This is a genomic window from Mesorhizobium sp. WSM4808, from assembly GCF_055811675.1.
Genome location: NZ_JBVVQX010000005.1, coordinates 196,401 through 218,129 on the forward strand (window position 1 = coordinate 196,401; position 21,729 = coordinate 218,129).

The window sequence follows — 21,729 nt, forward strand, 5'->3', positions numbered from 1 at the left end:
AACCCAATCCCGGCGGGCTGCCCAACCCCCGCCTTTTACCCCTGCCCCCGCCCTTTTCCCCCCGGCTCCCAACCCCTTGCGTTATCCCCCCGCCCCTATGTCCAAACCCAAATGGGGCCGGTGCGCTTTGACCCGTATCGGCTCGTCGGCACCGCGCCTACGCTCTGCCCCAACAAGAAGCCTATATCGGGAAGCGCTCATGCCATTTGTCACCATGCGGAGTAGCACGGCTGTTCGCGCCGGGAGCCGATGATGTCGGTGTCGGCGCGTGCGCGCCATTCCGGCTTCGACGATGTCGTCGGCGATGCGACCATTGAGACGGTGGCGAGCGGCTTCGGCTTCCTCGAAGGGCCGGTCTGGCACCCCTATGAGAAATGGCTGGTCTTCTCCGACATTCCGGAAAGTCGGATCTATCGCCGCAGTGCCGAAGGCGAGATCGAGCTGTTCCGCGCGCCGAGCCACAAGGCCAATGGCAACACGCTGGACCGCCAGGGGCGGCTGGTCACCTGCGAGCACGCAACAAGCCGGGTGACCCGCGCCGAGCCCAACGGCGGCGCGACGGTGCTTGCCACGCACCATCAGGGCAAGCAGCTCAACAGCCCGAACGACATCGTCGTTGCCACCGGCGGATCGATCTACTTCACCGATCCGGGCTATGGCCGGAGGGAATTCTATGGCGTGCCACGGCCACAGGACCTGCCGTTCCAAGGCGTCTACCGCATCGATGGCGACGGCGCCCGGCTGACATTGCTGGCCGACGATTTCGGGCAGCCGAACGGGCTTTGCTTTTCGCTGGACGAGTCGCGGCTGTTCATCAACGACACCGAACGCGGGCATATCAGGGTGTTCGGCGTCGAAGCCAATGGCGACCTCGATGGCGGCGCGGTGTGGGCAGTGACCGAGGGCGAGGGGCCGGGGGCGCCCGACGGCATGAAGATCGACAGCCGCGGCAATCTTTACTGCACCGGACCCGGCGGCATCCACATTTTCGACGCGTCGGGCGCCATTCTTGGCGTCATCCGGACACCTGAAGATTGCGCGAATTTTACTTTCGGCGACGACGATTTGCAAAGCCTCTACATCACCGCGTCGACGTCGCTGTACCGGCTCAGGGTGCGCGTGCCGGGATTGAGACTGTTTTGAGCTCGCGACAATCCGTGCTCAAATCAGAGTTGGGAGTGAGGCCGGGGTCAAAGCCGGTGGGAATGCAGCAGTCAACACATCTGGGAGGATAACGACATGAAGAAACTGTTCGTTCTGGGAGCCTTGGCGGCAATGCTCGCCTCGGGCACGGCGCTGGCCGACACCAGCGGCAAGAAGATTGCCTTTTCCAACAATTATGCCGGCAATTCCTGGCGGCAGGCGATGCTCGACAGCTATGGCATCGTCACCAAGAAGGCGGTCGCCGACAAGATCGTCGGCGCGGCCGACATCTTCACCACCGCCGACAAGGAGGTGCCGACGCAGGCAGCACAGGTGCAGAACCTGATCCTGCAGGGCTATGACGCGATCGTCATCAACGCGGCCTCGCCGGATGCACTCAACGGCGCCATCAAACAGGCCTGCGATGCCGGCATCGTCGTCGTCTCCTTCGACGGCACCGTGACCGAACCTTGCGCCTACCGTGTCGTCGTCGACTTCAAGGACATGGGCAAGCAGGAAATCGAGCAGATGGCCAAGTTCCAGCCCAAGGGCGGCAATCTTCTGGAAATCCGTGGGCTTGCCGGGACCTCGATCGACGATGCCATCCATGCCGGCATCCTCGAAGGCGTCGCCGCCCATCCCGAGTTCAAGATCGTCGGTTCGGTGACCGGCGACTGGGACCAGACGACGGCGCAGAAGGCGGTTGCGACCATCCTGCCGTCGCTGCCCGACATCGTAGGCGTCGTCGACCAGGGCGGTGACGGTTACGGGGCGGCCCAGGCCTTCGCCGCCGCCGGCAAGCCGCGCCCGACCATCATCATGGGCAACCGCCAGGACGAGCTGCAGTGGTGGAAGGAGCAGAAGGACAAGGACGGCTACCAGACCTGGTCGGCTTCGATCGCGCCCGGCGTGTCGTCGCTCGCCTTCTGGGTGGCGCAGCAGGTGCTCGACGGCCGCACCGACATTCCGCACGATCTGCTGGTGCCGTATCTGGCCTTCACACAGGACGATTTCGAGGCCGAGCTGCCGAAGATCCCCAAGGGCGGCGTCGCCAGCCACGAATACACGCAGGAAGACGCGATCGCGGCCATCAAAGCCAACATCAAGTGAGCCTTGAACAAGCGTTGCCCTCCGGATCATCGAGCGGATATCGTTGAGCATGCCTGAAGGGAACGCTGACATCATCAGACTGAACGGCGCCGAAAAGCATTTCGGCGCCGTTCGCGCACTGGGCGGCGTGGATTTCCATGTCGGCCCCGGCGAATGCGTTGGTCTCGTCGGCCACAATGGCGCCGGCAAATCGACGCTGATGCACATGGTGGCGGGCACGCTGGTGCCCGACAGTGGGCAGATCGGCGTGCATGGCGACACCGAGGACAACTACTCGGTGTCGCGCGCGCAGCAACTCGGCATACGCTGCGTCTTCCAGGAACTGTCGCTGTGCCCCAATCTCAGCGTCGCCGAGAACACGCGCATCAACCACGCGTCGCTGCGCGGCTTCGGCTGGCGGCGCAAGGCGGCGGATCTGATCGCCGCCAAGCTCGACGAGATCTTTCCGGGCCACAGCATTTCGGCGTCCGATATTGTCGGCGACCTGTCGATCGGCCGGCGCCAGATGGTGGAAGTGGCGCGCGCCTTCACCGTCACTCAGGATCGGCTCGACCTCGTCATCCTCGACGAGCCGACATCGTCGCTCGATGCGCATACGGCGGGCCAGCTGCTGGCCTTCGTCCGCCGCTTCGTTGCCGGCGGCAAAAGCTGCATCCTGATCTCGCATGTGCTGGGTGAGGTGCTGCGCAACGCCGATCGCATCGTGGTGATGCGCGACGGCAAGGTGGTTGTCGCCGACGCCGCCAGTGCCTTCGACCGCGACCGGCTGGTGACGGCGATGGGCGGAGCGGAAGCGCGCCAGAAGATCGCGGCGCAAATCGCTGCCGCCAAGCCCGGCGCCAGTCCGCTACGGGTCCGGGCGCGGCCCGCCGCGCAGAAGGACGGCACCGACCTTGTCGCCTGCGCCGGGGAGATCATCGGCCTTGCCGGTCTGGCGGGACACGGCCAGACCGACCTGCTGCTGGCGATCTTTAGCGCGGCATCGCGCGCCAAGGCAGGCATCGAGGTGACGGCGCCGGTGGCGCTGGTCGCCGGCGACCGCCAGTCGGACGGCATCTTTCCGCAATGGTCGATCGCTGAGAACATCGGCATCCGCTCGCTGGCGCGGCTGCGCAGCGGGCTGCTGATCTCGCCGCAGCGCGAGGCCGAACTCGCTGCATTCTGGCAGAAGAAGATCGGCATCCGCACGCCCGATATGAACAACAACATTTTCTCGCTGTCGGGCGGCAACCAGCAGAAGGCGCTGTTTGCCCGCGCGCTCGGCTCGGATGCGCAGATCGTGCTGATGGACGATCCGATGCGCGGCGTCGATATCGGCACCAAACTGGAGGTCTACGGCCTCGTGCGCGAAGAGGCTGCCCGAGGCCGCACCTTCCTCTGGTACACCACGGAAACCGAAGAGCTCGACAATTGCGATCACATCTATGTCTTCAAGAACGGCCGCATCGTCGCCAATCTGCGCCGCAACGAGTTGACCGAAGAGAAGATCATCCAGTCCTCATTCGGCGATGCGGCCTGAGATGACGGCCGCCAGCCTCGACACCGCCGCCAGGACGTCCGCCGAGCGAGGCGCACTGGCCCGTGCCCGTCTGTTGCGCGGGCTGCTGCCGGCGCTGTCGCTGGCGCTGGTGCTGCTCGCCATCGCCTGGCTCAACCCGCGCGCCATCAGCTATTTCGGCTTCAGCCTGATGCTCAACCTGGCGATCCCGATCGCGCTGGCGACGATCGCGCAGATGTTCGTCATTGCCGGAAACGAGCTCGACCTGTCGATAGGCACCTTCGTCGGCTTCGTCGGCTGCGTCACGGCGACCTGGCTGAAGGACGCGCCACTCATCGGCGCCGCCATCCTGCTCGGATCAATCGGCATCTATGCGCTGCTCGGCGCGCTTATCCATCTGCGCAATCTGCCGTCCATCGTGGTGACGCTCGGCATGAGCTTCGTCTGGCAGGGGCTGGCCATTCTCGTCCTGCCCAAACCGGGCGGCAAGGCGCCGGACTGGCTGCTTGGGCTGATGGCGTTCAAGCCGCCCTTCATTCCGTTCCCGATCATCGCCGCGCTGCTCATCGGCGTCATCGTTCATTTCGGCCTGATGCGCACTTCCTATGGCGTGATCCTGCGCGGCTCGGGCGGCAATCCGGCGGCGCTTGGCCGCGCCGGCTGGTCGCTGCTCCGAACCAAGATCGTGCTGTTTGCGCTCGCCGGCCTGTTCGGCGTGCTGTCCGGCATGGCGCTGATCGGCATCACCACCTCGGCCGACGCCAATATCGGCAACGGCTACACGCTGCTGGCCATCGCCGGCGTCATCCTCGGCGGCGGCGAATTCGTCGGCGGCCGGGTGTCGCCGATAGGTGCTGTGATCGGCGCGCTGACGCTGGCGCTGGCGGCCTCGCCACTGCTCACCTTCATGCACATTCCACCCGATTGGCAGGTTGCCGCCAACGGCGCCATCCTCATCATCGTGCTGGCGGCGCGGGTGCTGATCAGCCGCAAGGAGAGGTGAGCGATGACATCGGTGAAATCGCTGCTCGCCAAACCCTGGATCTGGTCGTTCATTGGCGCGCTTCTGGTGTGGCTGGCGACCATCGCCTTCACCGGCGGTTATGGCGCCGGCGGCATGGTGACGGCGGCCCTGTCGCTGGCGGTGTTCACCGTCATTGTCGGCGTCGGCCAGATGTTCGTCATCACACTCGGCCCGGGCAATGTCGACCTGTCGCTGCCGGCCAATATCGGCCTTGCCAGCGCCGTCGCGATGAAAGTGATGGACGGCAATGATTCCATGATCGCGGTCGGGCTGCTGGCGGCGCTTGCCTGCGGGGCGGCGATCGGCGCCGCCAACTACCTGCTGATCTGGGCGCTGCGCATCCCACCGATCATAGCCACTTTGTCGGCCAGCTTCATCATCCAGTCGATCGACATCAGCTACGGACGCGGCTTGCAGATCAAACCGCCGCCGGGCTTCGCCGATTTCGCCAACTGGCAGATACTCGGCATTCCGGTGCTGGCGATCCTCACCGTGCTGTTCACCATCGGTGCGGCGGTCGCCCTGCAGCGCATGATCTATGGCCGCTCGGTGCTGGCGATCGGCCAGAATATCCGCGCCGCCTGGCTCGCCGGCGTCAGTGTCGGCCGAATTCGTTTCCTCACCTACACGCTGTCGGGCGCGCTCGGCGGCATGGACGGCGCGCTGCTGGCCGGCTATTTCCGGGGGGCCAATGTCGATATCGGCAATGAGTATCTGCTGGCCTCGATTGCCGTCGTCGTCATCGGCGGCACGTCGGTCGCCGGCGGCAAGGCCAATGTGCCCGGGGTCTGGGGCGCGGCGCTGTTCCTGGTGCTGCTTTTGACCATGCTCAACACGTTTGGGGTGAGTGCCGGGGTGCGATTGCTGCTCACGGGGCTGATCATTGTCGGGGTGATCACGGCGGCGGGCGGGCAGAAGGCGCCGCGGTAGGCTCCGCCTTCGTCGTCCCAGGCCTGTAATCATTGTGCCAGGCCGACATCCGGTTCCCTTCGACGTCATGGCGCTGTAAATCCCGTTCGCGCGGCCACGGCCGCTGAATAGCGCTGGGAGGTTTGCGTGTCCGATTTCCTCAGGATCCACCGTGATGGCGACGTCGCCGTCGTCATTATCGACAACCCGCCGGTCAACGCGCTGAGCTTCCATGTTCGCGAACCGCTGATGCAGGCGCTGGTTGAGCTGCGCGACGATGCTTCGGTTGCCGCCATCGTCATTGCATGCGCCGGCCGGACCTTTGTCGCCGGCGCCGACATCACCGAATTCGGCAAGCCGATGCAGCAGCCCGAGCTACGCGCCATCGTGGCTGTGCTGGAGACCATCGCCAAGCCGACGGTGGCCGCCATCCACGGCACCGCGCTCGGCGGCGGGCTGGAGCTGGCGCTCGGATGCCATTTCCGCGTTGCCGATGCCGGCGCCAAGCTCGGCCTGCCGGAGGTGAAGCTCGGCCTGCTGCCGGGGGGCGGCGGCACGGTGCGGCTGCCGCGCCTGGTCGGCGCGGTGAAGGCGCTGAAGATGATCGTCTCCGGTACGCCGATCGGTGCGACCGAGGCGCATGAAGCCGGTCTCGTCGATGCCGTCTTCGACGGCGATCTGACGACGCATGCCGTGAACTTCGCCAGGGAAATTGCACGCAAGGGTGGCCCCTTCACGCCAGTGCGTGATCGCGATGAGGGGCTCAAGGAGACCGACCTCGCGGCTTTCGACGCCGAGGCTGCGGACCTCGCCAGGAAGGCGCGCGGGCTCGAGGCGCCGATCGCCTGTGCGCTGTCGGTGCGCAATGCCGTCACGCTGCCCTTCGATGCGGCACTGGCGGCGGAACGTGCGCTGTTCGTCAAGCTGGTCGGCAGCGATCAGTCGCGGGCGCAGCGTCATTTGTTCTTCGCCGAACGTGAGGCGGCAAAGCTTCCGGGCAAGGACACCGTCAAGCGCCGGATTGCCCGCGTCGGCGTCATCGGCGCCGGCACGATGGGCGGCGGCATCGCCATGGCTTTCGCCAATGGCGGCTATCCCGTAACCTTGCTGGAATCCAGCCACGAGGCCCTGCAGCGCGGCTTGGCGACGATCGACAGGAACTACTCGGTGTCCGTCACGCGCGGTTCGCTCAGCGAAGGCGCCAAGCGCGAGCGGCTCGCCCAGTTCAAGGGTTCCACCGACTATGCCGATCTCGCCGATTGCGACCTGATCGTCGAGGCGGTGTTCGAAGACATGGCGGTCAAGAAGGAGGTGTTCGGCAAGCTCGATGCCGTGGCCAAACCGGGCGCGATCCTCGCCACCAACACCTCCTATCTCGACATCAACGAAATCGCCGCTTCGACCTCGCGGCCGCAGGATGTGCTCGGCCTGCATTTCTTCTCGCCGGCCAATGTCATGAAGCTCCTGGAGATCGTGCGCGCCGACAAGACCGCGCCCGATGCGCTGGCGACCGTCGTCGACCTGGCGCGGCGGATCGGCAAGGTGGCCGTTGTCGTCGGCGTCTGCCACGGCTTCGTCGGCAACCGCATGCTGGCCGCGCGTGGCTCGGAATCGGAAGCGCTTCTTCTGGAAGGCGCGACGCCCAGCCAGATCGACCAGGTATTCACCGATTTCGGCTGGCCGATGGGGCCTTTCCAGATGGGCGATCTCGCCGGTCTCGACATTGGCTGGCGCAACCGCAAGGCGCGTGGCCTGTCGGCCGTGATCGCCGACACGCTGTGCGAACAGGGGCGTTTCGGCCAGAAGACCGGCCGGGGTTTTTACCTTTACGAGGCTGGCGCGCGTACACCAGTGCCGGATCCCGAGGTTGAAGCGCTGATCTGCGACAAGGCCGCCGAGAAGGGCATCGTGCCGCGCGCGATCAGTGCGGAGGAAATCATCGAGCGCACGCTTTACCCCCTGGTCAACGAGGGCGCCAAGATCCTTGAGGAAGGCATAGCGGCCCGTGCGTCCGACATCGATGTCGTCTGGGTCAATGGCTACGGCTTTCCCATCGGCAAGGGCGGACCGCTGTTCTGGGCTGGCCTTGAAGGCCCGGCCAGGATCATCGAGCGGCTCGAGTACTGGCATCAACGGACAGGCAAGGACGTGTTCAAGCCGGCGCCGCTGCTGAAGCAGATGGCCGAGACCGGATCGTGGGAAGCCGGCGGTTAGGGGTCCTGCCGGATCCGCGCGTCGATGATCTCGACGAAACGTGCGAACAGGCCGGCCTGCGACTTGATCTTGAGCTTGCGGTAGATGTTGCGGCGATGGACCTTCACGGTGCCCGGCACGATGCGCATTGCCCTGGCGATCGATTCCGTCGAATGCCCCTGCAGCACCAGGTCGACGACATGTTTTTCGCGCGGCGTCAGCGACAGGCTCTGCCAGATGTGGGCGCGGTCGAACTCGTTGACCGGAGTGGTCGTCTCGTCCTGCTGCGCTTCTGCCGGTTCATCGGCCGGAAGGATAGGCCAGCGCAGCCTGGCGAAGCTGATCACCGCCGGCGCCATGTCGCGCAGCAATCTGGCATCGGCGGTGCCGAACGGGCCTGAAGCGCGCAGCCGCATCAGTGAGAGCACCAGCGCATCCTTGCCCGGCAACGGCACGAAGAAGCCGACCTCCTCGGCCAGCCTGGTCTGGCTGTAGTAGGAGCGGAAATACTCGCTGGCATAGAAGCGGTCCGGCGCCAGTTCGCGCATGCGCCAGAAGCCTTCCTTGCGCTCGACCGCAGCATGATGGAACGGGTCGAGCAGATAGGGTCCCTCCTGATAGAGCGCGACGAAGACGTGGCTTTCGGCCGGCGAGAAGGTTTCGAACAGCAGCGGCGGGCGCGCCGCGCCGCGATAGCCGAACACCACGCAGTGGTCGAAGCCGACATGGAGCCGCAGCCAATCGACCAGCGCATTGCCGAACAGGTCGCCACTGGTCTCCCGCGTCGCCGCGACGAGCGTGGCGAGCTGGCTGTATTCGTCGCTGCGGGACAATCCATACCCCCTTAAACGAGAAAATAGATCAGATATACCACCTCAGAGGTATATACTAGCCGCCATTGGCTCTGGTAGCGTCCCGATATTGCCCTGTTGCTGGAGCCATCAGCCTTGACCGCAGTGCCCGACATCGAGTTTCGCGGCGTCACCAAGCGCTATGGCGCGGTGACCGCGGTAAGCGGCATCGATCTCGCTGTCCCGCCCTCCGCCTTTGTCGCGTTGCTCGGGCCGTCCGGCTGCGGCAAGACCACCTGCCTGCGCATGATCGGCGGCTTCGAACAGCCGAGCGAAGGCCAGGTGTTCATTCGCGGCCAGGACATGGCCGGCACGCCGCCCTACCGGCGGCCGGTCAACATGGTGTTCCAGCAATACGCGCTGTTTCCGCATCTCGATGTCGAGGACAATGTCGCCTACGGGCTGCGCCAGGCGCGACCAAGGCTGTCTTCGCGCAAGATCGCCTCAAGAGCGGGCGAGGCGCTCGAAATGGTGCGGCTCGCCGGCTATGGCCGCCGCAAGATCCATGAACTGTCGGGCGGCCAGCAGCAGCGTGTGGCGCTGGCACGAGCCCTGGTCAACAAGCCGGCGGTGCTCTTGCTCGACGAGCCGCTGGCTGCGCTCGACAAGAAGCTGCGCACCGACATGCAGATCGAGCTGCAGAACCTGCAGCGCGAGATCGGCATCACCTTCGTGCTGGTCACGCACGACCAGGAGGAAGCGCTGTCGATGAGCGATTTCGTCTGCGTCATGAACGGCGGCCGCATCGTCCAGCTCGGGCAGCCGAGCGAGATCTATGACGAACCGGCCGACCTGTTCGTCGCCGATTTCGTCGGCAAGACAAACCTGCTGAGCGGCACCGTCGCCGGACATTCGGGCGATCTGGTGGAGGTGGCGCTTGCCGATGGCACCGTCATTGCAGCGCGCAAGCGCACCGCCCTGCAGCAAGGTGAGGCCGTTTCGGTCAGCCTTCGTCCTGAATCGCTCAGTCTTGGTGCCCAGACAAGCGGTCCATTCAAGGGCATCGTCCGCAACCGAATTTTCCTCGGCTCGACAGCGGAATACGCGATCGAGGTCCAGGGCATCGGAACGCTGCTGGCCAGGGCCGATCACCTGATCGGCCACGGCAATCTCTTCAAGCCGGGTGAACCCGTCGCCATCGGCTTTGCCTCCGGAACGCCGCTGGCATTTCCGGAGACCAAGAACAACGGGACCAACCAGAGGGTAGATAAACATGTCGAAATCATATCGTGACGGACTGCCGATAAGCCCCGGGAACTTTGTCGACCAGCTGATGCGTTTGAAGCGCGGCTCGATCGGCCGCCGCGACTTCCTCGGCCTCACCGGCCTTGGCATTGCCACGGCGGTAATGGCGCGCGAGATCGGCATCATGCCGACACCGGCCTTTGCCGCCGAAAGCCTTGGCGACCGCATGTCGATCGCCACCTGGCCGAACTACCATGACCCGGCGACGTTCGAGAATTTCAAGAAGGACACCGGCGTCGCCGTCGAGGTCAACGTGTTCGGCTCCAACGAGGAGATGCTGGCCAAGCTGCAGGCCGGCGCCTCGGGCTGGAGCCTGTTCGTGCCGACCAACTACACGATCTCGACCTATAAGAAGCTCGGCATCATCGAGCCGCTGGAGATGGCGAAGCTGCCGAATTTCGACGGCTCGCAGCAAGATCCCCGCTTCACCGGGGAAGGCACGATCGATGCGGTGACCTACGCCGTGCCGAAGAACTGGGGCACCACCGGCTTTGCCGTCAACACCAAGAAGCTGACCCAGCCGATGACCACCTGGAAGGAGTTCTGGGATACCGCCATGGCCGAAGGCGACAGCCGCACCATGGTGCACGACTACCAGCTGACCACGATCGGCAATGCGCTGAAATATTACGGCTATTCGTTCAACTCGCTCAAGCAAGAAGAGCTCGCCAAGGCGGAGGAACTGCTGCTCAAGGTCAAGCCGCATCTCTTCGCGGTCTCCTCCGACTACCAGCCGGGCATGCGCGCCGGCGACGCCTGGATGACGATGTGCTGGACGAACGATGGCGCGCAGTTGCATCGCGACATTCCCGAGATCGCCTATGTGCTGGGCAAGGAAGGCGGCGAGATCTGGACCGATTTCTACGCCATTCCGAAAGATGCGCCGAACAAGCCGGCCGGCTACGCCCTGCTCAACTACCTGATGAATCCGCAGGTGGCGGTGAAGGAGCATTTGGCCAATGGTGCGCCGTCGACCGATGCGCGGGTCAACAAGCTGCTGCCCAAGGAAGTGCTCGACAATCCGATCCTCTATCCGGCGGCCGACCTGTTGACGCCGCTGGAATTCGGCGCGGCGGCAACGCTGACCGATCCCGGCCGCGCCGAACTGATGGCGCGCTTCAAGTCGGCCTGAGCGGCGGTCTGGCGCGGACAATTGACCGGCGGGCATATGTCCGCCGGTATCGGGGCGGTTTTCAATGCGCGGCAATAGATTTCGTTACAACCTCACGACCGCTTTGCTGCTCGGTCCGGCGACCGCGTGGCTGGTGGTGTTTCTGGTGCTTCCATTCATTGCCATCGCGGTGTTCAGCGTCGGCGAACGGGCGCCGGAAGGCGGCTATCAAGCGGCTTTTACCTTCGCGCAATATGCCAATCTTCCTGCGCGGGCGGCTGCCTTCTGGAACACGATGGTGCTGGCGCCGATAGGGGCGCTCGCCTGTCTGCTCGTCGCTTATCCCGTTGCTTATTATCTCGCTCTGCGCGCACCGCAGCGCTGGCGGCTGATCCTGCTGGCGCTGGTCGTCATTCCGTTCTGGACCAGCCTTTTGATGCGGACCTATGCCTGGATGTATATCCTGGGCGGGCGCGGCATCCCGGCTCTGCTGTCCTATATCGGTTTCGAGGATATCAGGCTGATCAACACGCCGGGCGCGGTGCTGCTCGGCATCGTCTATGGCTACCTGCCGCTGATGATCCTGCCGATCTATGTCAGCCTTGAGCGGCTCGACCGCCGGCTGCTGGAAGCCTCCGCCGATCTCGGCGCGACGCCGCTCTCGACCTTCCTCGGCGTGACCCTGAAACTGTCGCTGCCGGGCGTGATGACCGGCTTCTCGCTGGTGATGATCCTGCTGTTGGGCGAATATCTGATCCCGACGCTGCTTGGCGGCGGCAAGGTGTTCTTTATCGGCAATGCGCTGGTCGACCTGTTCCTGCAGTCGCGCAACTGGCCGTTCGGATCGGCCATCGCGATCACGCTGGTGCTGGTCTCGGTGGTGGTGCTGATTGCCGCCAACCGCATTTCGACCCGGGTTTCGGGCGCGCGCCGGGTGGATTTGATCTGATGCGCGCCTTCGTCATTCTGGTGTTCGCCTTCCTCTATCTGCCGATCGCACTGGTCGTGCTGTTCTCCTTCAACGCCGGCCACCATGCCAGCGAGTTCACCGGCTTTTCGGTGCAATGGTACGGCAAGGCGCTGGCGAACCCGTTCCTGGTCGAAGCGCTGAAGAACAGCCTGTTCATCGCCACCACCAGCGCCTTGCTGGCGGCGTTGTGCGGCACGGCGGCAGCACTCGGCCTGGCTCGCGTCGGCATCAGAACACGCGCGGTCTTCGATGCGCTTCTGGGCGCCGCGATCGTCGTTCCGGGCGTCGTCATCGGCATTTCGACACTGGTCGCGCTCGTCCAGCTGTTCACGGTCGTCAATCCGTTCCTCGCCTCGATCTGGCCCGACGACCAGCCGCCGCGCCTGGCGCTCGGCTACGGCTCGATCATCGCGGCGCACGGCCTGTTCTCCATGGCGCTGGTGACGATGATCGTCGGCACGCGTCTCGGCAGCCTCGACCGCAATCTGGTCGAGGCGTCGAGCGATCTCTACGCGACGCCATTGACGACGTTCCGCTCGATCGTGCTGCCGCAGATCATGCCGGCCGTCGTTGCCGGTTTCCTGCTCGCCTTCACCTTCTCCTTCGACGATTTCATTGTGGCCTTCTTCGTCGCCGGGGCGCAGACGACGCTGCCGATCTATGTCTTCGCGTCGATCCGGCGCGGCGTGACGCCGGAGATCAACGCCATCGCGACGATCGTGCTCGTCGCTTCCGTGCTGCTTGTGGTGCTTGCCCAATGGCAATTGCGCCAGCGCAAGCCGTCGAACTGAAAGTCGCATCATGATCCTCAAAGACCGCATCGCCGTCGTGACCGGCGCCGGCTCCGGCATCGGGCGCGCCGGCGCCATGATCATGGGCAGGGAAGGCGCGGTGGTCGTCATCGCCGACAGGGATCAGGCCGCCGGCGAAGCAACGGCTTCGAACATAAGGGCAGTGGGCGGGCAGGCCGAGGCGATCGCCACTGACGTCGCGGACGATGGGGCGCTGGAAAAGCTCATTGCCGGCACGATCGAGAGGCACGGGCGCATCGACATCCTGCACAATCACGCCGGCATCCAGGTCGGCGGAACGCTGACCGAGGTCGAGGTCGGCGGCATGGACGCGTCATGGCGGGTCAATGTGCGGGCGCAGTTCCTGGCGGCCAGGATGGTCATGCCGTCGATGATCGCACGAGGCGGCGGTGTCATCCTCAACACCGCCTCCAATTCGGGCGTGTTCTACGACCGCGAGATGATCGCTTACGCCACTTCCAAACACGCGGTAGTGGCAATGACGCGGCAGATGTCGCTCGACTATGCCCGGCACAATGTCCGCGTCAACGCGCTCTGCCCGGGCTGGGTCGACACGCCGTTCAACGAACCGTTCATCGCCCAGATGGGCGGACGCGAGGCGATCGAAACCTATGTCCGCACCAAGATTCCGATGGGACGCTGGGCCAGCGCCGATGAGATCGCGGAAGCGATCCTGTTCCTCGTCTCCGACCGCTCATCCTTCATGACCGGCCAGGCGCTGGTAATCGACGGCGGTGAAAGTATCGGCTGAGACTTGTGCTTTCTTTATCAATTTCCCTGTTTCAAAGCCTTTCCGATATACCACGTCACGACTTTCACCCATGCCGCTGGATGCCGGCAGGACTATAGTCCTGCCGGCATGGGACTTCAGTGCCATCGCCGTTCACGAGCGCTGATTCGTGTTTAATATCAGATGGTTATGTTTCGGGCTGAGCGCCAGATCGCGTATTGAGACAGCATTTGTCTAAAGTTTACTCTGTACAATTAGCGATTTCTCATAGGACGGTCGCTAGCGGTCGGGCCAGGTGACGATTCCCGAGGAGATTACCATGACAAACCGGAAAACTCTGTTCGCGGCGCTTGCCGCATTGGCGCTTCTGGCGTCTCCGGCGCTCGCCGGAGCCGGCGGCAACGGGCACGGCGGCGGCAATGGCGGTGGCAACGCCGGCGGCAACGGCAACGGCGGGGGCAATGCAGGCGGTAACGGCGGCAATAGCAATGGCAAGAGCGGCGCTTCGCACGGCAAGTCGTCGTCGGCTCGGGGGCAGGTGGCAAAGGCCAAAACGGACGACACCACGGTCGACAAGACCACGAAGGTCTCGTCGGTCCCCAAGGAGAAGAACATCCACGCCAAGCTCGGCCGGCTGAACTCGCTTCAGCGCAACATCAACGCCTATATGAACTCGAAGAGCAAGAAGTTCGCTGCCATCCAGGCCTTCGTGACGCAGTCCGCCAAAGCCAAGGTCGCTCAGGCCGCCGCTGAAGCGGCCCAGGAGAAGCTGGATGCGCTGAATTCGCAGTTGAACGCGCTGACGTCGCTGACGCCCGAGCAGATTGCGGCCATGACGCCCGAAGATCAGGCGGCCTTGCCTGGGAAGATAACGGATCTGGAGGCCGAAATCACTGCCCAGGAGGCAGAGGTCACCGCCGCCAATGAGGCGGCTGCCGCGGCAGAGGTCGGCACCGATGATGCATCGCTCGACGCGGCACTGGCGGATATGGCCAACAAGCCGGTCGACGCTGCGGTCACGTCCTGGGCTCAGGGCGTCCTTGCCGACAAGATCGACCAGACGGCCGCCGCGATGGAAGCAGAAACGACGCCGTAACGACTTGCCGTTGAAACGGCAGTAGCCAATCGAAGAAAGATGCCGCCGGGCTTCGCCCGGCGGCATCGCTTTTTCCCGGCCATGGACTGGCTATCCGGAGCTGGCGAGGTTCGAAACACTCAGACGTGCTTGCGGCCACCGGTCTCGCGGAACCAGCTGTCGGGGTACGGATACCACCATTCCTGGATTGCAGGCTTGTGGTCGATGATCACCATTTTGGAGCGGCGGAAGGCGTCGAGCCCCTGGCGTCCGAGTTCGCGGCCGAGGCCCGAGGCCTTCCAGCCGCCGAAGGGCAAGGCATCATTGTCGATCAGCGGGTTGTTGACCCAGACCATTCCGGCTTCGAGCCGTTCAGCCGCCTCGTGGGCTTCGGCCAGATCGGTGGTGAAGACAGAGGCGCCGAGCCCAAACGGGCTGTCATTGGCAAGCCGGATCGCCTCATCGAAATCCCTGACCCGGCAGATGGCGGCGACCGGTCCAAAGCATTCTTCGCGCACGATTGCCATGTCCGGGGTGACGCCGGTCAGGATCGTCGGCTCGTAGAACCAGCCGGTGTTGTGCGCGGGCGGGATGCGCCCGCCGGTGACTGCTACGGCGCCATGGGCAATGGCGTCGTCCACAAGGCGCATCACCTTTGTCCGCGCGCTTTCGCTGACCAGCGGTCCGATCTCGGTCTTGTCCATGCCGTTGCCGATGCGCAGCGCCCGAGTCCTTTCGGCGAACAGCTCGACGAAGCGGTCATGAACGGCGTCGACGACGAAGAAACGCTCGGCGGAGGTACAGACCTGGCCGGTGAGATGGAAGGCCGCGGTGACGCTGCCGGCCGCCGCTACATCGAGCGGCGCGTTTTGGCTGATGATCAGCGGATCGCTGCCGCCTGCCTCGATGACGCAAGGCTTCATGCGCTCGGCGCAGGCCATCGCCACCGCCTTGCCGGCGGCGACCGAGCCGGTGAAGGCAACCGCATGGGTGCGTTCGGAGGCGATCAGCGCCTGCGCCGTGACCGCTCCACCAGGCAGGCAGGAGACCAGCCCTTCCGGCAGCGAGCGGAACACGGTCATGTAGTCCAGCGTCGACAGCGTCGTCGCCTCGGCCGGCTTGATGACGCAGGCATTGCCGGCGGCGAGCGATGCGGCGACCGTCCAGCACATCAGCAGGATCGGGAAGTTGTAGGGCATGATGTGGACGGATACGCCATAGGGCTCGTAGCGCGCATACTGGAACGAACCGGCCTGCGTCGTGCCGGCGATCTTGCCGGCATCGTCGCGCGCCATCTCGGCGTAGTAGCGGAAGATCGGCGCGCAGTTGGCGATCTCGCCGATCGCTTCGGGGTAGGGCTTGCCCATCTCGCGCACCATCAGCTCGGCGCAGCGGGTGAAGTTGGCCACCTCGATGGCATTGGCGACGGCATGCAGGTGCTTGGCGCGGCTCTTGGCGTCGAGCTTCTTCCAGGCGGCCTGCGCCCTGGTCGCGGCGGTGAGCACGGCATCGATCTCGCTATCGCTGGCTGCAGCGATGGCGCCGACTGTTTCGATCGTCGCCGGATCGATCACCGGCTTTGCCGTGCCTGCCATCGGCCGGTAGTCCGGGTTGACGAAGAAGGTCGGCCGGTCAGGGGAGAAATCCATGGACATCCTCTCGGATCCGCTCAGCGGATCATGTAGACCTTCTTGATCGTCTCATGGACGGTGCAGACGCCCTTCCAGTCCTGCGGGAAGAAGGCTGCGGTGTCCGGTTCGATCTCGATGACCTCGCCGGATTCATGGACGTAGGTGCAGCGTCCTTCGAGGAAGTGGCAGAACTCGTCGCGGGTGACATGGCAGTGCCATTTGCCTGGTGTGCAGACCCAAAGCCCGCATTCGGAGCGGCCTTCCGGCCCCTTGTACAGCAGCTTGCCCGAGGTGTGGGATTGCCCCTCGATCATGGTCGGTATGACGCCCCAGTCGACGAGGTCGGTAATGGTGAGCGGGGATTTCATGATGGGTGTGGTCATGTCGATTTCCTTGAAAAGAGTGCTCAGCGGCACATGAAGGCCTTGGTCAGCGTTTGCGTGATGATGGAGATGCCGTTCCAGCCGGCGGGGAAGAATACAAGCGTGCCGGCCTCGACCGGGATCTCTTCGCCGTCGTCATGGACATAGCTGCCACGGCCCGAGAGGAAATGGCAGAACTCGTCGGCGCCAAAGGTGACCTTGCGCGTGCCCGGCGTGCATGACCACAGGCCGCATTCGCTCGATCCGTCCGGGTTCCGGGACAGGACCCTGCCCGAGGCGCGCGGCGAACCGGCGAGCGTGTTGCTGCCCGCGCCCCAGTCCTCCAGTTCCACGCTCGAGGCCTTCGGCCAGTACGGTGTCGGCATGTCGTCAAGCTCCGTGGTCAGGCCAGCATGTAGACGTTGCGCATGGTCTCATGCACGGTGCATTCACCCGTCCAGCCGGCAGGGAACATGACCACGGTCCCGGCGGAGATTTCTATCAGCTCACCGACATCGGACCGGTAGGTCGCGCGGCCGGCGACGAAATGGCACAATTCATCGCGCGGGATGCTCAGGCGCCAGCGGCCTGGCGTGCACACCCAGATGCCGGATTCCGGCTGGTTGTTCGGGCCTTTGTGCACGAGTTTGCCGGTCGAGTGGGAGGCACCGTCCAACGCATCCGGCTGGGCGCCCCAGTCGACGAGATCGGCGCGGGTGGAGGCCTGGTGGAGGTGGGGAGCGGAGGAGGTCATAGCAGCGTCTCCAGCAACCCGGCTGCTTTCTCCGGCCCATTCTGCGCGCGCATCTGCGCCGATGTCTTCGCCAGCTTCGCTTTCATCGCCGGGTCGGTCAGGCAGGTTTCGATTTTGGCAATCAGCTCGGCATCGGTCCAGTCGTAGCGCGGCACGCCGAAGCCGTGGCCGGTTTCCTCTACGCGGGTGGCGTTGTCGTGGCCGTCCCAGACATAGGGCATGATGATCGCCGGCTTGCCGAAATAGAGGCACTCGGTGAAGGAGTTGTTGCCGCCATGGTGGATCACCGCATCGACCTGCGGGATAACCGAAGGCTGCGGGAACCAGCTCTCGACGATCACGTTGGCGGGCACGTCCGTGTACTGGTCCTTGTAGCCGCCGACATTGACCAGAGCCCGGTAGCGCGTCTTGCCCAGCGTCGCGATAATGCGCTTCAACAGGTCGACATCGCCGGCGCCGAGGCTGCCGAAGGAGACATAGAGCAGCGGCCCGTCATTGTTTTTGGCGAATGTCGGCACCGTGTAGGGTTTCTCCTGCCGCACGCAGCCTTCCAGATACTGGAACTTTGCCGGGTCGAGCGGGTGGCGGCGCTTGAACTTTGCCGCTTCGGGATAGAGCAGCAGGTTCAAATAGGGCGAGGCCTCGAAGAACTGGCCGATCGGATAAGGCGCCTCGTTGTTGGCGGCGAGGAAGGCGTTGAAGTCGTCATGGATCGGCTTGATCACCGCGTTGAAATGATCGCGGTAGCGCTGGTGACCGGCGTGGTCGTTCTCGCCGCAGCCGGAGAGATGGGGCGGGATGTCCTCGTCGTCGATCTCGTTTTCCGAGCAGGAGATGACGCGCACCCAGGGTTTGCCGAACTGCTTGATGGCCGGAAACAGGATGACGTTGTCGACGCAGATCACATCCGGCTTGATGGCTGAGAGAACGCGCGGCAGATCCTTCTGCGCCCATTTGGCGCTGTCGACGATCGCCGTCCAGCAATCCTTGACGTAATTGTCGACCTGATCGTAAGGCGATTTGCGGAAGTTCGGGATGTGGCCGTTGATGAAATCCTCCCAGAATTTCGCCATCTGCTCGGGCGGCATCGGCTCCGACAGGTTCACCGGATGCGCCTCGAAACCGTAGCCCTTGTAGACATCGACAAAGCCGGGGTCGGACAGGAAAACGGCTTTGTGGCCGCGCGCCTCGACCGCCTGGGCGATGCCGACGGAATTGAGCGCCGGGCCGTAGGCCGCTTCTGGAAAAAACGCGATCGTCTTCTGCGCCATCAGGCTTCTCCTTTATTCTGCGAAAACTCTGACATCGGCGGCGTCCCAGCCGAGTTCGACCTGATCTCCCGACGCGACCGGCCGGCGGTCGGCGGCATCAGCGGTGACGCGCACCAGGAACGGCTTTGGGGACAGAGGTGTGCGGACATGCAGCTGCAGGTCGAGCCCCTGATAGGCCAGCGCCTCGACCGTGCCGGTGGTGCGGTTGGCGGTCTCCACCGACGGGAACAGCCGGATGCGCTCGGGCCGCACCGACGCGACAGCAGATGCACCGGCTGTGAGTGTGGCGGGCACTTTGCCGGCGATACGCGCTCCGTTGGCAGCCACTACACCGTCGGTGGCGGCTTTACCGGGCACAAAATTCATCACGCCGATGAAGTCGGCGACGAAACGGTCGGCCGGATGCTCATAGATCGCGTGCGGCGTGTCGCATTGCAGCAGTCTGCCGTCTTTGAGCACCGCCATGCGGTCGGCCATCACAAGCGACTCCTCCTGGTCATGGGTGACGATGACGAAGGTAATGCCGACCTCGTGCTGCAGGCGCTTCAGTTCCAGCTGCATGGCGCCGCGTAGTTTCTTGTCGAGCGCGCCAAGCGGCTCGTCGAGCAGCAGCAGACGCGGCCGCTTGACCAGCGCGCGGGCGAGCGCGACGCGCTGCTTCTGGCCGCCCGACAGTTGCTCCGGCTTGCGGTCGGCGAAGGGGACCAGCTCGGTTGTCGCCAGGATGGCGTCGACGCGGGAGCGGATTTCAGCCGCCGGCAAACGTTCCATCTCCAGGCCGTAGGAGACATTGGCGCGGACGCTCATATGAGGAAACAGGGCATAGGATTGGAACATCAGATTGACTGGCCGCTTGTTGGGCGGGGTTTTGGCAATGTCGCGGCCGTCGAGCAGGATGCGCCCGTCATTGGGCGTCTCGAAGCCTGCCAGCATGCGCAGCAGCGTGGTCTTGCCGCAGCCCGACGGGCCGAGCAGCGCGAAGAACTCATTCTCGCGGATGTCGAGCGAGATGCCGTCGACGGCGGTTACCCGGCCGAAATTTTTCGACACATGATCGATGGCCAGAAGCGTGCGGGGTTCGCTCATTGGCCTATGATCCCACGGTTGAGCCGCTGCGACAGGGTCAGCGCGGTGATCGAGACCGCCATGACGATGGTCGCCAGCGCGTTGATCTCCGGCGTAATGCCGAAGCGGATCATGGCGTAGATCTGCATCGGCAGCGTCGTCGATGCGCGGCCGGCGCCGGCGGTGAAGAAGGCGATGATGAACTCGTCGACCGAGAGCGTGAAGGCTAGCAGCGCGCCGGCTATCACCGCCGGCGCGATGACCGGCAATGTCACCCGCCTGAACGTGGTGAGCGCGGAGGCGCCGAGATCGGCGGAGGCCTCGACGATCGACCAGTCGAAGCTCTTCAGCCTTGCGCGCACCACCGAGCAGACGAAGGCGAGATTGAAGACGACATGGGCGAGGATGATCGTGTGCAGGCCCATGGTCAGATTGAGCATCGAGAAGAACGACAGCAGCGCGATCGCCAGCACGATGTCGGGAATGATCATCGGCGCGAAGATCAGTGCTTCGAGGCCCTTGCCGTACTGCCGGCGCATCTCGATGCCGATCGCCAGCAGCGTGCCGAGCAATGTTGCGATTGCGGTCGACACCAGTGCCACGATCAGCGTGTTGAGCGCGGCGGAGAGGATCGCCGAATTGTCGGCCAGCGAGGCATACCATTTCAGCGAGAATCCCGACCACGCCGTTGGCAGCCCGCCTTCGTTGAAGGACAGCGCCACCAGCACGGCGATCGGGATGTAGAGGAAAGCGAAGACCAGGCTCAGCACGAGCCAGAGCGTGCGCCGCGTGGCGGGAGAGCGCTCAGCCATCGGTGTCTCCGCCGGCTCGCGCGGCGTGGCCCGAGGCGCGATTGGCGGCCAGCGCCTGCGCCATCAGCACCAGAAGCATGATGGCGATCAGCGCCATCGCGAGCGCGGCGCCGAACGGCCAGTCGTTGGCGGTCAGGAACTGGTCGTAGACGAGGTTGCCGATCATCTGGAAGCGGCCGCCGCCAAGCAGCGCGGGCGTGACGAAATTGCCGATCGACAGCACGAAGACGAACACCGCGCCGGCGGCGATGCCCGGCACGGTCAGCGGCAGGATGACACGCCGGAATGTGGTGGCGGCAGAGGCGCCGAGGTCACGCGAGGCTTCGGCCAGTTCCGGGTTGAGGCGCGACAGTGGCGCGTAGCAGGCAAGGATGACGAAGGGGAGATAGTTGTAGACCAGACCGGCGATAACCGCGCCTTCCGTATAGAGCATCGATGGCGGCTCGCCGGTGTAGCCGAACCAGCGCAACAACTGCGTGATCAGGCCTTCGCGGTTGAGCAGCACGATCCAGGCATAGGTGCGGATCAGGTAATTGGACCAGAACGGCAGCACGGCGAAGAACAGGAACACCGGCTGCCACCGGCGCGGGGCGGCTGCGATGGCGTAGGCGGCGGCATAGCCGATCACCACCGCGATCAGGGTGGCGGTGCCGGCGATGCGCGCCGAATTGAGGAAGATGCCGGCATAGAGCGGATCGAAGACCAGCCCGAAATTCTCCAGCGTAAAGGTATATTCGATACCGCCATAGATGCCGCGCCGGAAGAAGGCGAGCGCCAGCACCAGCGCGCACGGCACCACCATCAAGGCCGCGAGCCAGGCCAGTGCCGGGGCCATCAGCAGGGAGGAGCGGGAGGGGAGGTGCTTCACGAAGTACCCCCCTCTGCCCTGCCGGGCATCTCAGCGACCAAAGACCCCCTCACCCGGATTGCCATCCGAATTGCGAAGGGCAATTCGGGGCAATCCGACCTCTCCCCGAGGGGAGAGGAGGTCGCTGGCGCCGGCGCTTTCCTCTTCTCCCCCACGGGGAGAAGGTGGCCGCGAAGCGGCCGGATGAGGGGGTGCTGCGCTGGAGATTGGCGACAGGCCATAACCCAGCGAATCTCCCCCCTTGAGGGGGAGATGGCCGGCAGGCCAGAGGGGGGTGCGAAGGAACGCAAGCTTG

At 64.5% G+C, this 21,729-nt stretch carries 21 protein-coding genes; 12 read left to right on the forward strand and 9 right to left on the reverse strand.

The window, feature by feature from the left end:
• Window positions 1-252: 252 nt before the first annotated feature.
• The 6 genes from AC0L2U_RS10990 (at window position 253) to AC0L2U_RS11015 (ending at window position 7,898) form a co-directional block, all read left to right on the forward strand.
• Window positions 253-1,143 (forward strand): SMP-30/gluconolactonase/LRE family protein, encoded by an 891-nt coding sequence (locus AC0L2U_RS10990; protein WP_127808743.1) that lies wholly within the window; start codon window positions 253-255, stop codon window positions 1,141-1,143.
• A 96-nt stretch (window positions 1,144-1,239) separates the two neighbouring features.
• Window positions 1,240-2,253: an ABC transporter substrate-binding protein gene (locus AC0L2U_RS10995; RefSeq protein ID WP_023811211.1), complete on the forward strand. Its 1,014-nt coding sequence runs from the start codon at window positions 1,240-1,242 to the stop codon at window positions 2,251-2,253.
• Window positions 2,254-2,302: 49 nt separating this feature from the next.
• Window positions 2,303-3,772 (forward strand): sugar ABC transporter ATP-binding protein, encoded by a 1,470-nt coding sequence (locus tag AC0L2U_RS11000; RefSeq protein ID WP_127808744.1) that lies wholly within the window; start codon window positions 2,303-2,305, stop codon window positions 3,770-3,772.
• 1 nt (window position 3,773) lies between these two features.
• Entirely contained in the window at window positions 3,774-4,754 is a 981-nt protein-coding gene (locus AC0L2U_RS11005; RefSeq protein ID WP_189367944.1) for an ABC transporter permease, read from the forward strand.
• Window positions 4,755-4,757: 3 nt separating this feature from the next.
• Window positions 4,758-5,705 carry an ABC transporter permease gene (locus AC0L2U_RS11010; RefSeq protein WP_127397918.1) on the forward strand — a complete coding sequence of 316 codons (948 nt, stop codon included), beginning with the start codon at window positions 4,758-4,760 and terminating at the stop codon, window positions 5,703-5,705.
• A 126-nt stretch (window positions 5,706-5,831) separates the two neighbouring features.
• Window positions 5,832-7,898: a 3-hydroxyacyl-CoA dehydrogenase NAD-binding domain-containing protein gene (locus tag AC0L2U_RS11015; protein WP_473601902.1), complete on the forward strand. Its 2,067-nt coding sequence runs from the start codon at window positions 5,832-5,834 to the stop codon at window positions 7,896-7,898.
• Here AC0L2U_RS11015 and AC0L2U_RS11020 read toward each other — a convergent pair.
• Window positions 7,895-8,710, reverse strand: a complete 816-nt coding sequence (locus tag AC0L2U_RS11020) for a helix-turn-helix transcriptional regulator (protein ID WP_127396853.1) — start codon at window positions 8,708-8,710, stop codon at window positions 7,895-7,897. The two genes, AC0L2U_RS11015 and AC0L2U_RS11020, sit on opposite strands and share 4 nt — an antisense overlap.
• A gap of 114 nt (window positions 8,711-8,824) precedes the next feature.
• On the opposite strand from AC0L2U_RS11020, the gene AC0L2U_RS11025 reads away from it, so the two are divergent.
• From AC0L2U_RS11025 to AC0L2U_RS11050, 6 genes are all read left to right on the forward strand, one after another.
• Entirely contained in the window at window positions 8,825-9,961 is a 1,137-nt protein-coding gene (locus AC0L2U_RS11025) for an ABC transporter ATP-binding protein (RefSeq protein WP_473601904.1), read from the forward strand.
• Window positions 9,942-11,105 carry an ABC transporter substrate-binding protein gene (locus tag AC0L2U_RS11030; RefSeq protein WP_127808750.1) on the forward strand — a complete coding sequence of 388 codons (1,164 nt, stop codon included), beginning with the start codon at window positions 9,942-9,944 and terminating at the stop codon, window positions 11,103-11,105. Before AC0L2U_RS11025 ends, AC0L2U_RS11030 begins: the two co-directional genes overlap by 20 nt.
• A 64-nt stretch (window positions 11,106-11,169) precedes the next feature.
• Entirely contained in the window at window positions 11,170-12,033 is an 864-nt protein-coding gene (locus AC0L2U_RS11035; RefSeq protein ID WP_127808751.1) for an ABC transporter permease, read from the forward strand.
• Window positions 12,033-12,845, forward strand: a complete 813-nt coding sequence (locus AC0L2U_RS11040) for an ABC transporter permease (RefSeq protein ID WP_128289938.1) — start codon at window positions 12,033-12,035, stop codon at window positions 12,843-12,845. Before AC0L2U_RS11035 ends, AC0L2U_RS11040 begins: the two co-directional genes overlap by 1 nt.
• A gap of 10 nt (window positions 12,846-12,855) precedes the next feature.
• Window positions 12,856-13,617 (forward strand): SDR family NAD(P)-dependent oxidoreductase, encoded by a 762-nt coding sequence (locus tag AC0L2U_RS11045; RefSeq protein ID WP_128289937.1) that lies wholly within the window; start codon window positions 12,856-12,858, stop codon window positions 13,615-13,617.
• Between the two features lie 298 nt (window positions 13,618-13,915).
• Window positions 13,916-14,692 (forward strand): hypothetical protein, encoded by a 777-nt coding sequence (locus tag AC0L2U_RS11050; protein ID WP_128289936.1) that lies wholly within the window; start codon window positions 13,916-13,918, stop codon window positions 14,690-14,692.
• Between the two features lie 119 nt (window positions 14,693-14,811).
• Here AC0L2U_RS11050 and AC0L2U_RS11055 read toward each other — a convergent pair whose 3' ends face one another.
• Genes AC0L2U_RS11055 through AC0L2U_RS11090 form a run of 8 tightly spaced genes read right to left on the reverse strand, consistent with a single transcriptional unit; the run spans window position 14,812 to window position 21,401 of the window.
• The gene (locus tag AC0L2U_RS11055) at window positions 14,812-16,320 is read right to left on the reverse strand and encodes an aldehyde dehydrogenase family protein (protein WP_473601906.1); all 1,509 of its coding nucleotides are present in this window, start codon (window positions 16,318-16,320) and stop codon (window positions 14,812-14,814) included.
• 20 nt (window positions 16,321-16,340) lie between these two features.
• Entirely contained in the window at window positions 16,341-16,685 is a 345-nt protein-coding gene (locus tag AC0L2U_RS11060) for a cupin domain-containing protein (RefSeq protein ID WP_013528939.1), read from the reverse strand.
• Between the two features lie 23 nt (window positions 16,686-16,708).
• Window positions 16,709-17,050, reverse strand: a complete 342-nt coding sequence (locus AC0L2U_RS11065) for a cupin domain-containing protein (RefSeq protein WP_473601907.1) — start codon at window positions 17,048-17,050, stop codon at window positions 16,709-16,711.
• Window positions 17,051-17,067: 17 nt separating this feature from the next.
• Entirely contained in the window at window positions 17,068-17,418 is a 351-nt protein-coding gene (locus AC0L2U_RS11070; protein WP_127266972.1) for a cupin domain-containing protein, read from the reverse strand.
• On the reverse strand, window positions 17,415-18,689 hold the full coding sequence (locus AC0L2U_RS11075) for a glycosyltransferase (protein WP_473601909.1): 1,275 nt from the start codon (window positions 18,687-18,689) through the stop codon (window positions 17,415-17,417). The genes AC0L2U_RS11070 and AC0L2U_RS11075 overlap by 4 nt, the downstream gene beginning before the upstream one ends.
• Window positions 18,690-18,701: 12 nt before the next feature.
• On the reverse strand, window positions 18,702-19,775 hold the full coding sequence (locus AC0L2U_RS11080) for an ABC transporter ATP-binding protein (protein ID WP_128289930.1): 1,074 nt from the start codon (window positions 19,773-19,775) through the stop codon (window positions 18,702-18,704).
• Window positions 19,772-20,566: an ABC transporter permease gene (locus tag AC0L2U_RS11085; protein WP_128289929.1), complete on the reverse strand. Its 795-nt coding sequence runs from the start codon at window positions 20,564-20,566 to the stop codon at window positions 19,772-19,774. The genes AC0L2U_RS11080 and AC0L2U_RS11085 overlap by 4 nt, the downstream gene beginning before the upstream one ends.
• On the reverse strand, window positions 20,559-21,401 hold the full coding sequence (locus AC0L2U_RS11090) for an ABC transporter permease (protein WP_128289941.1): 843 nt from the start codon (window positions 21,399-21,401) through the stop codon (window positions 20,559-20,561). The genes AC0L2U_RS11085 and AC0L2U_RS11090 overlap by 8 nt, the downstream gene beginning before the upstream one ends.
• Between the last annotated feature and the right edge of the window lie 328 nt (window positions 21,402-21,729).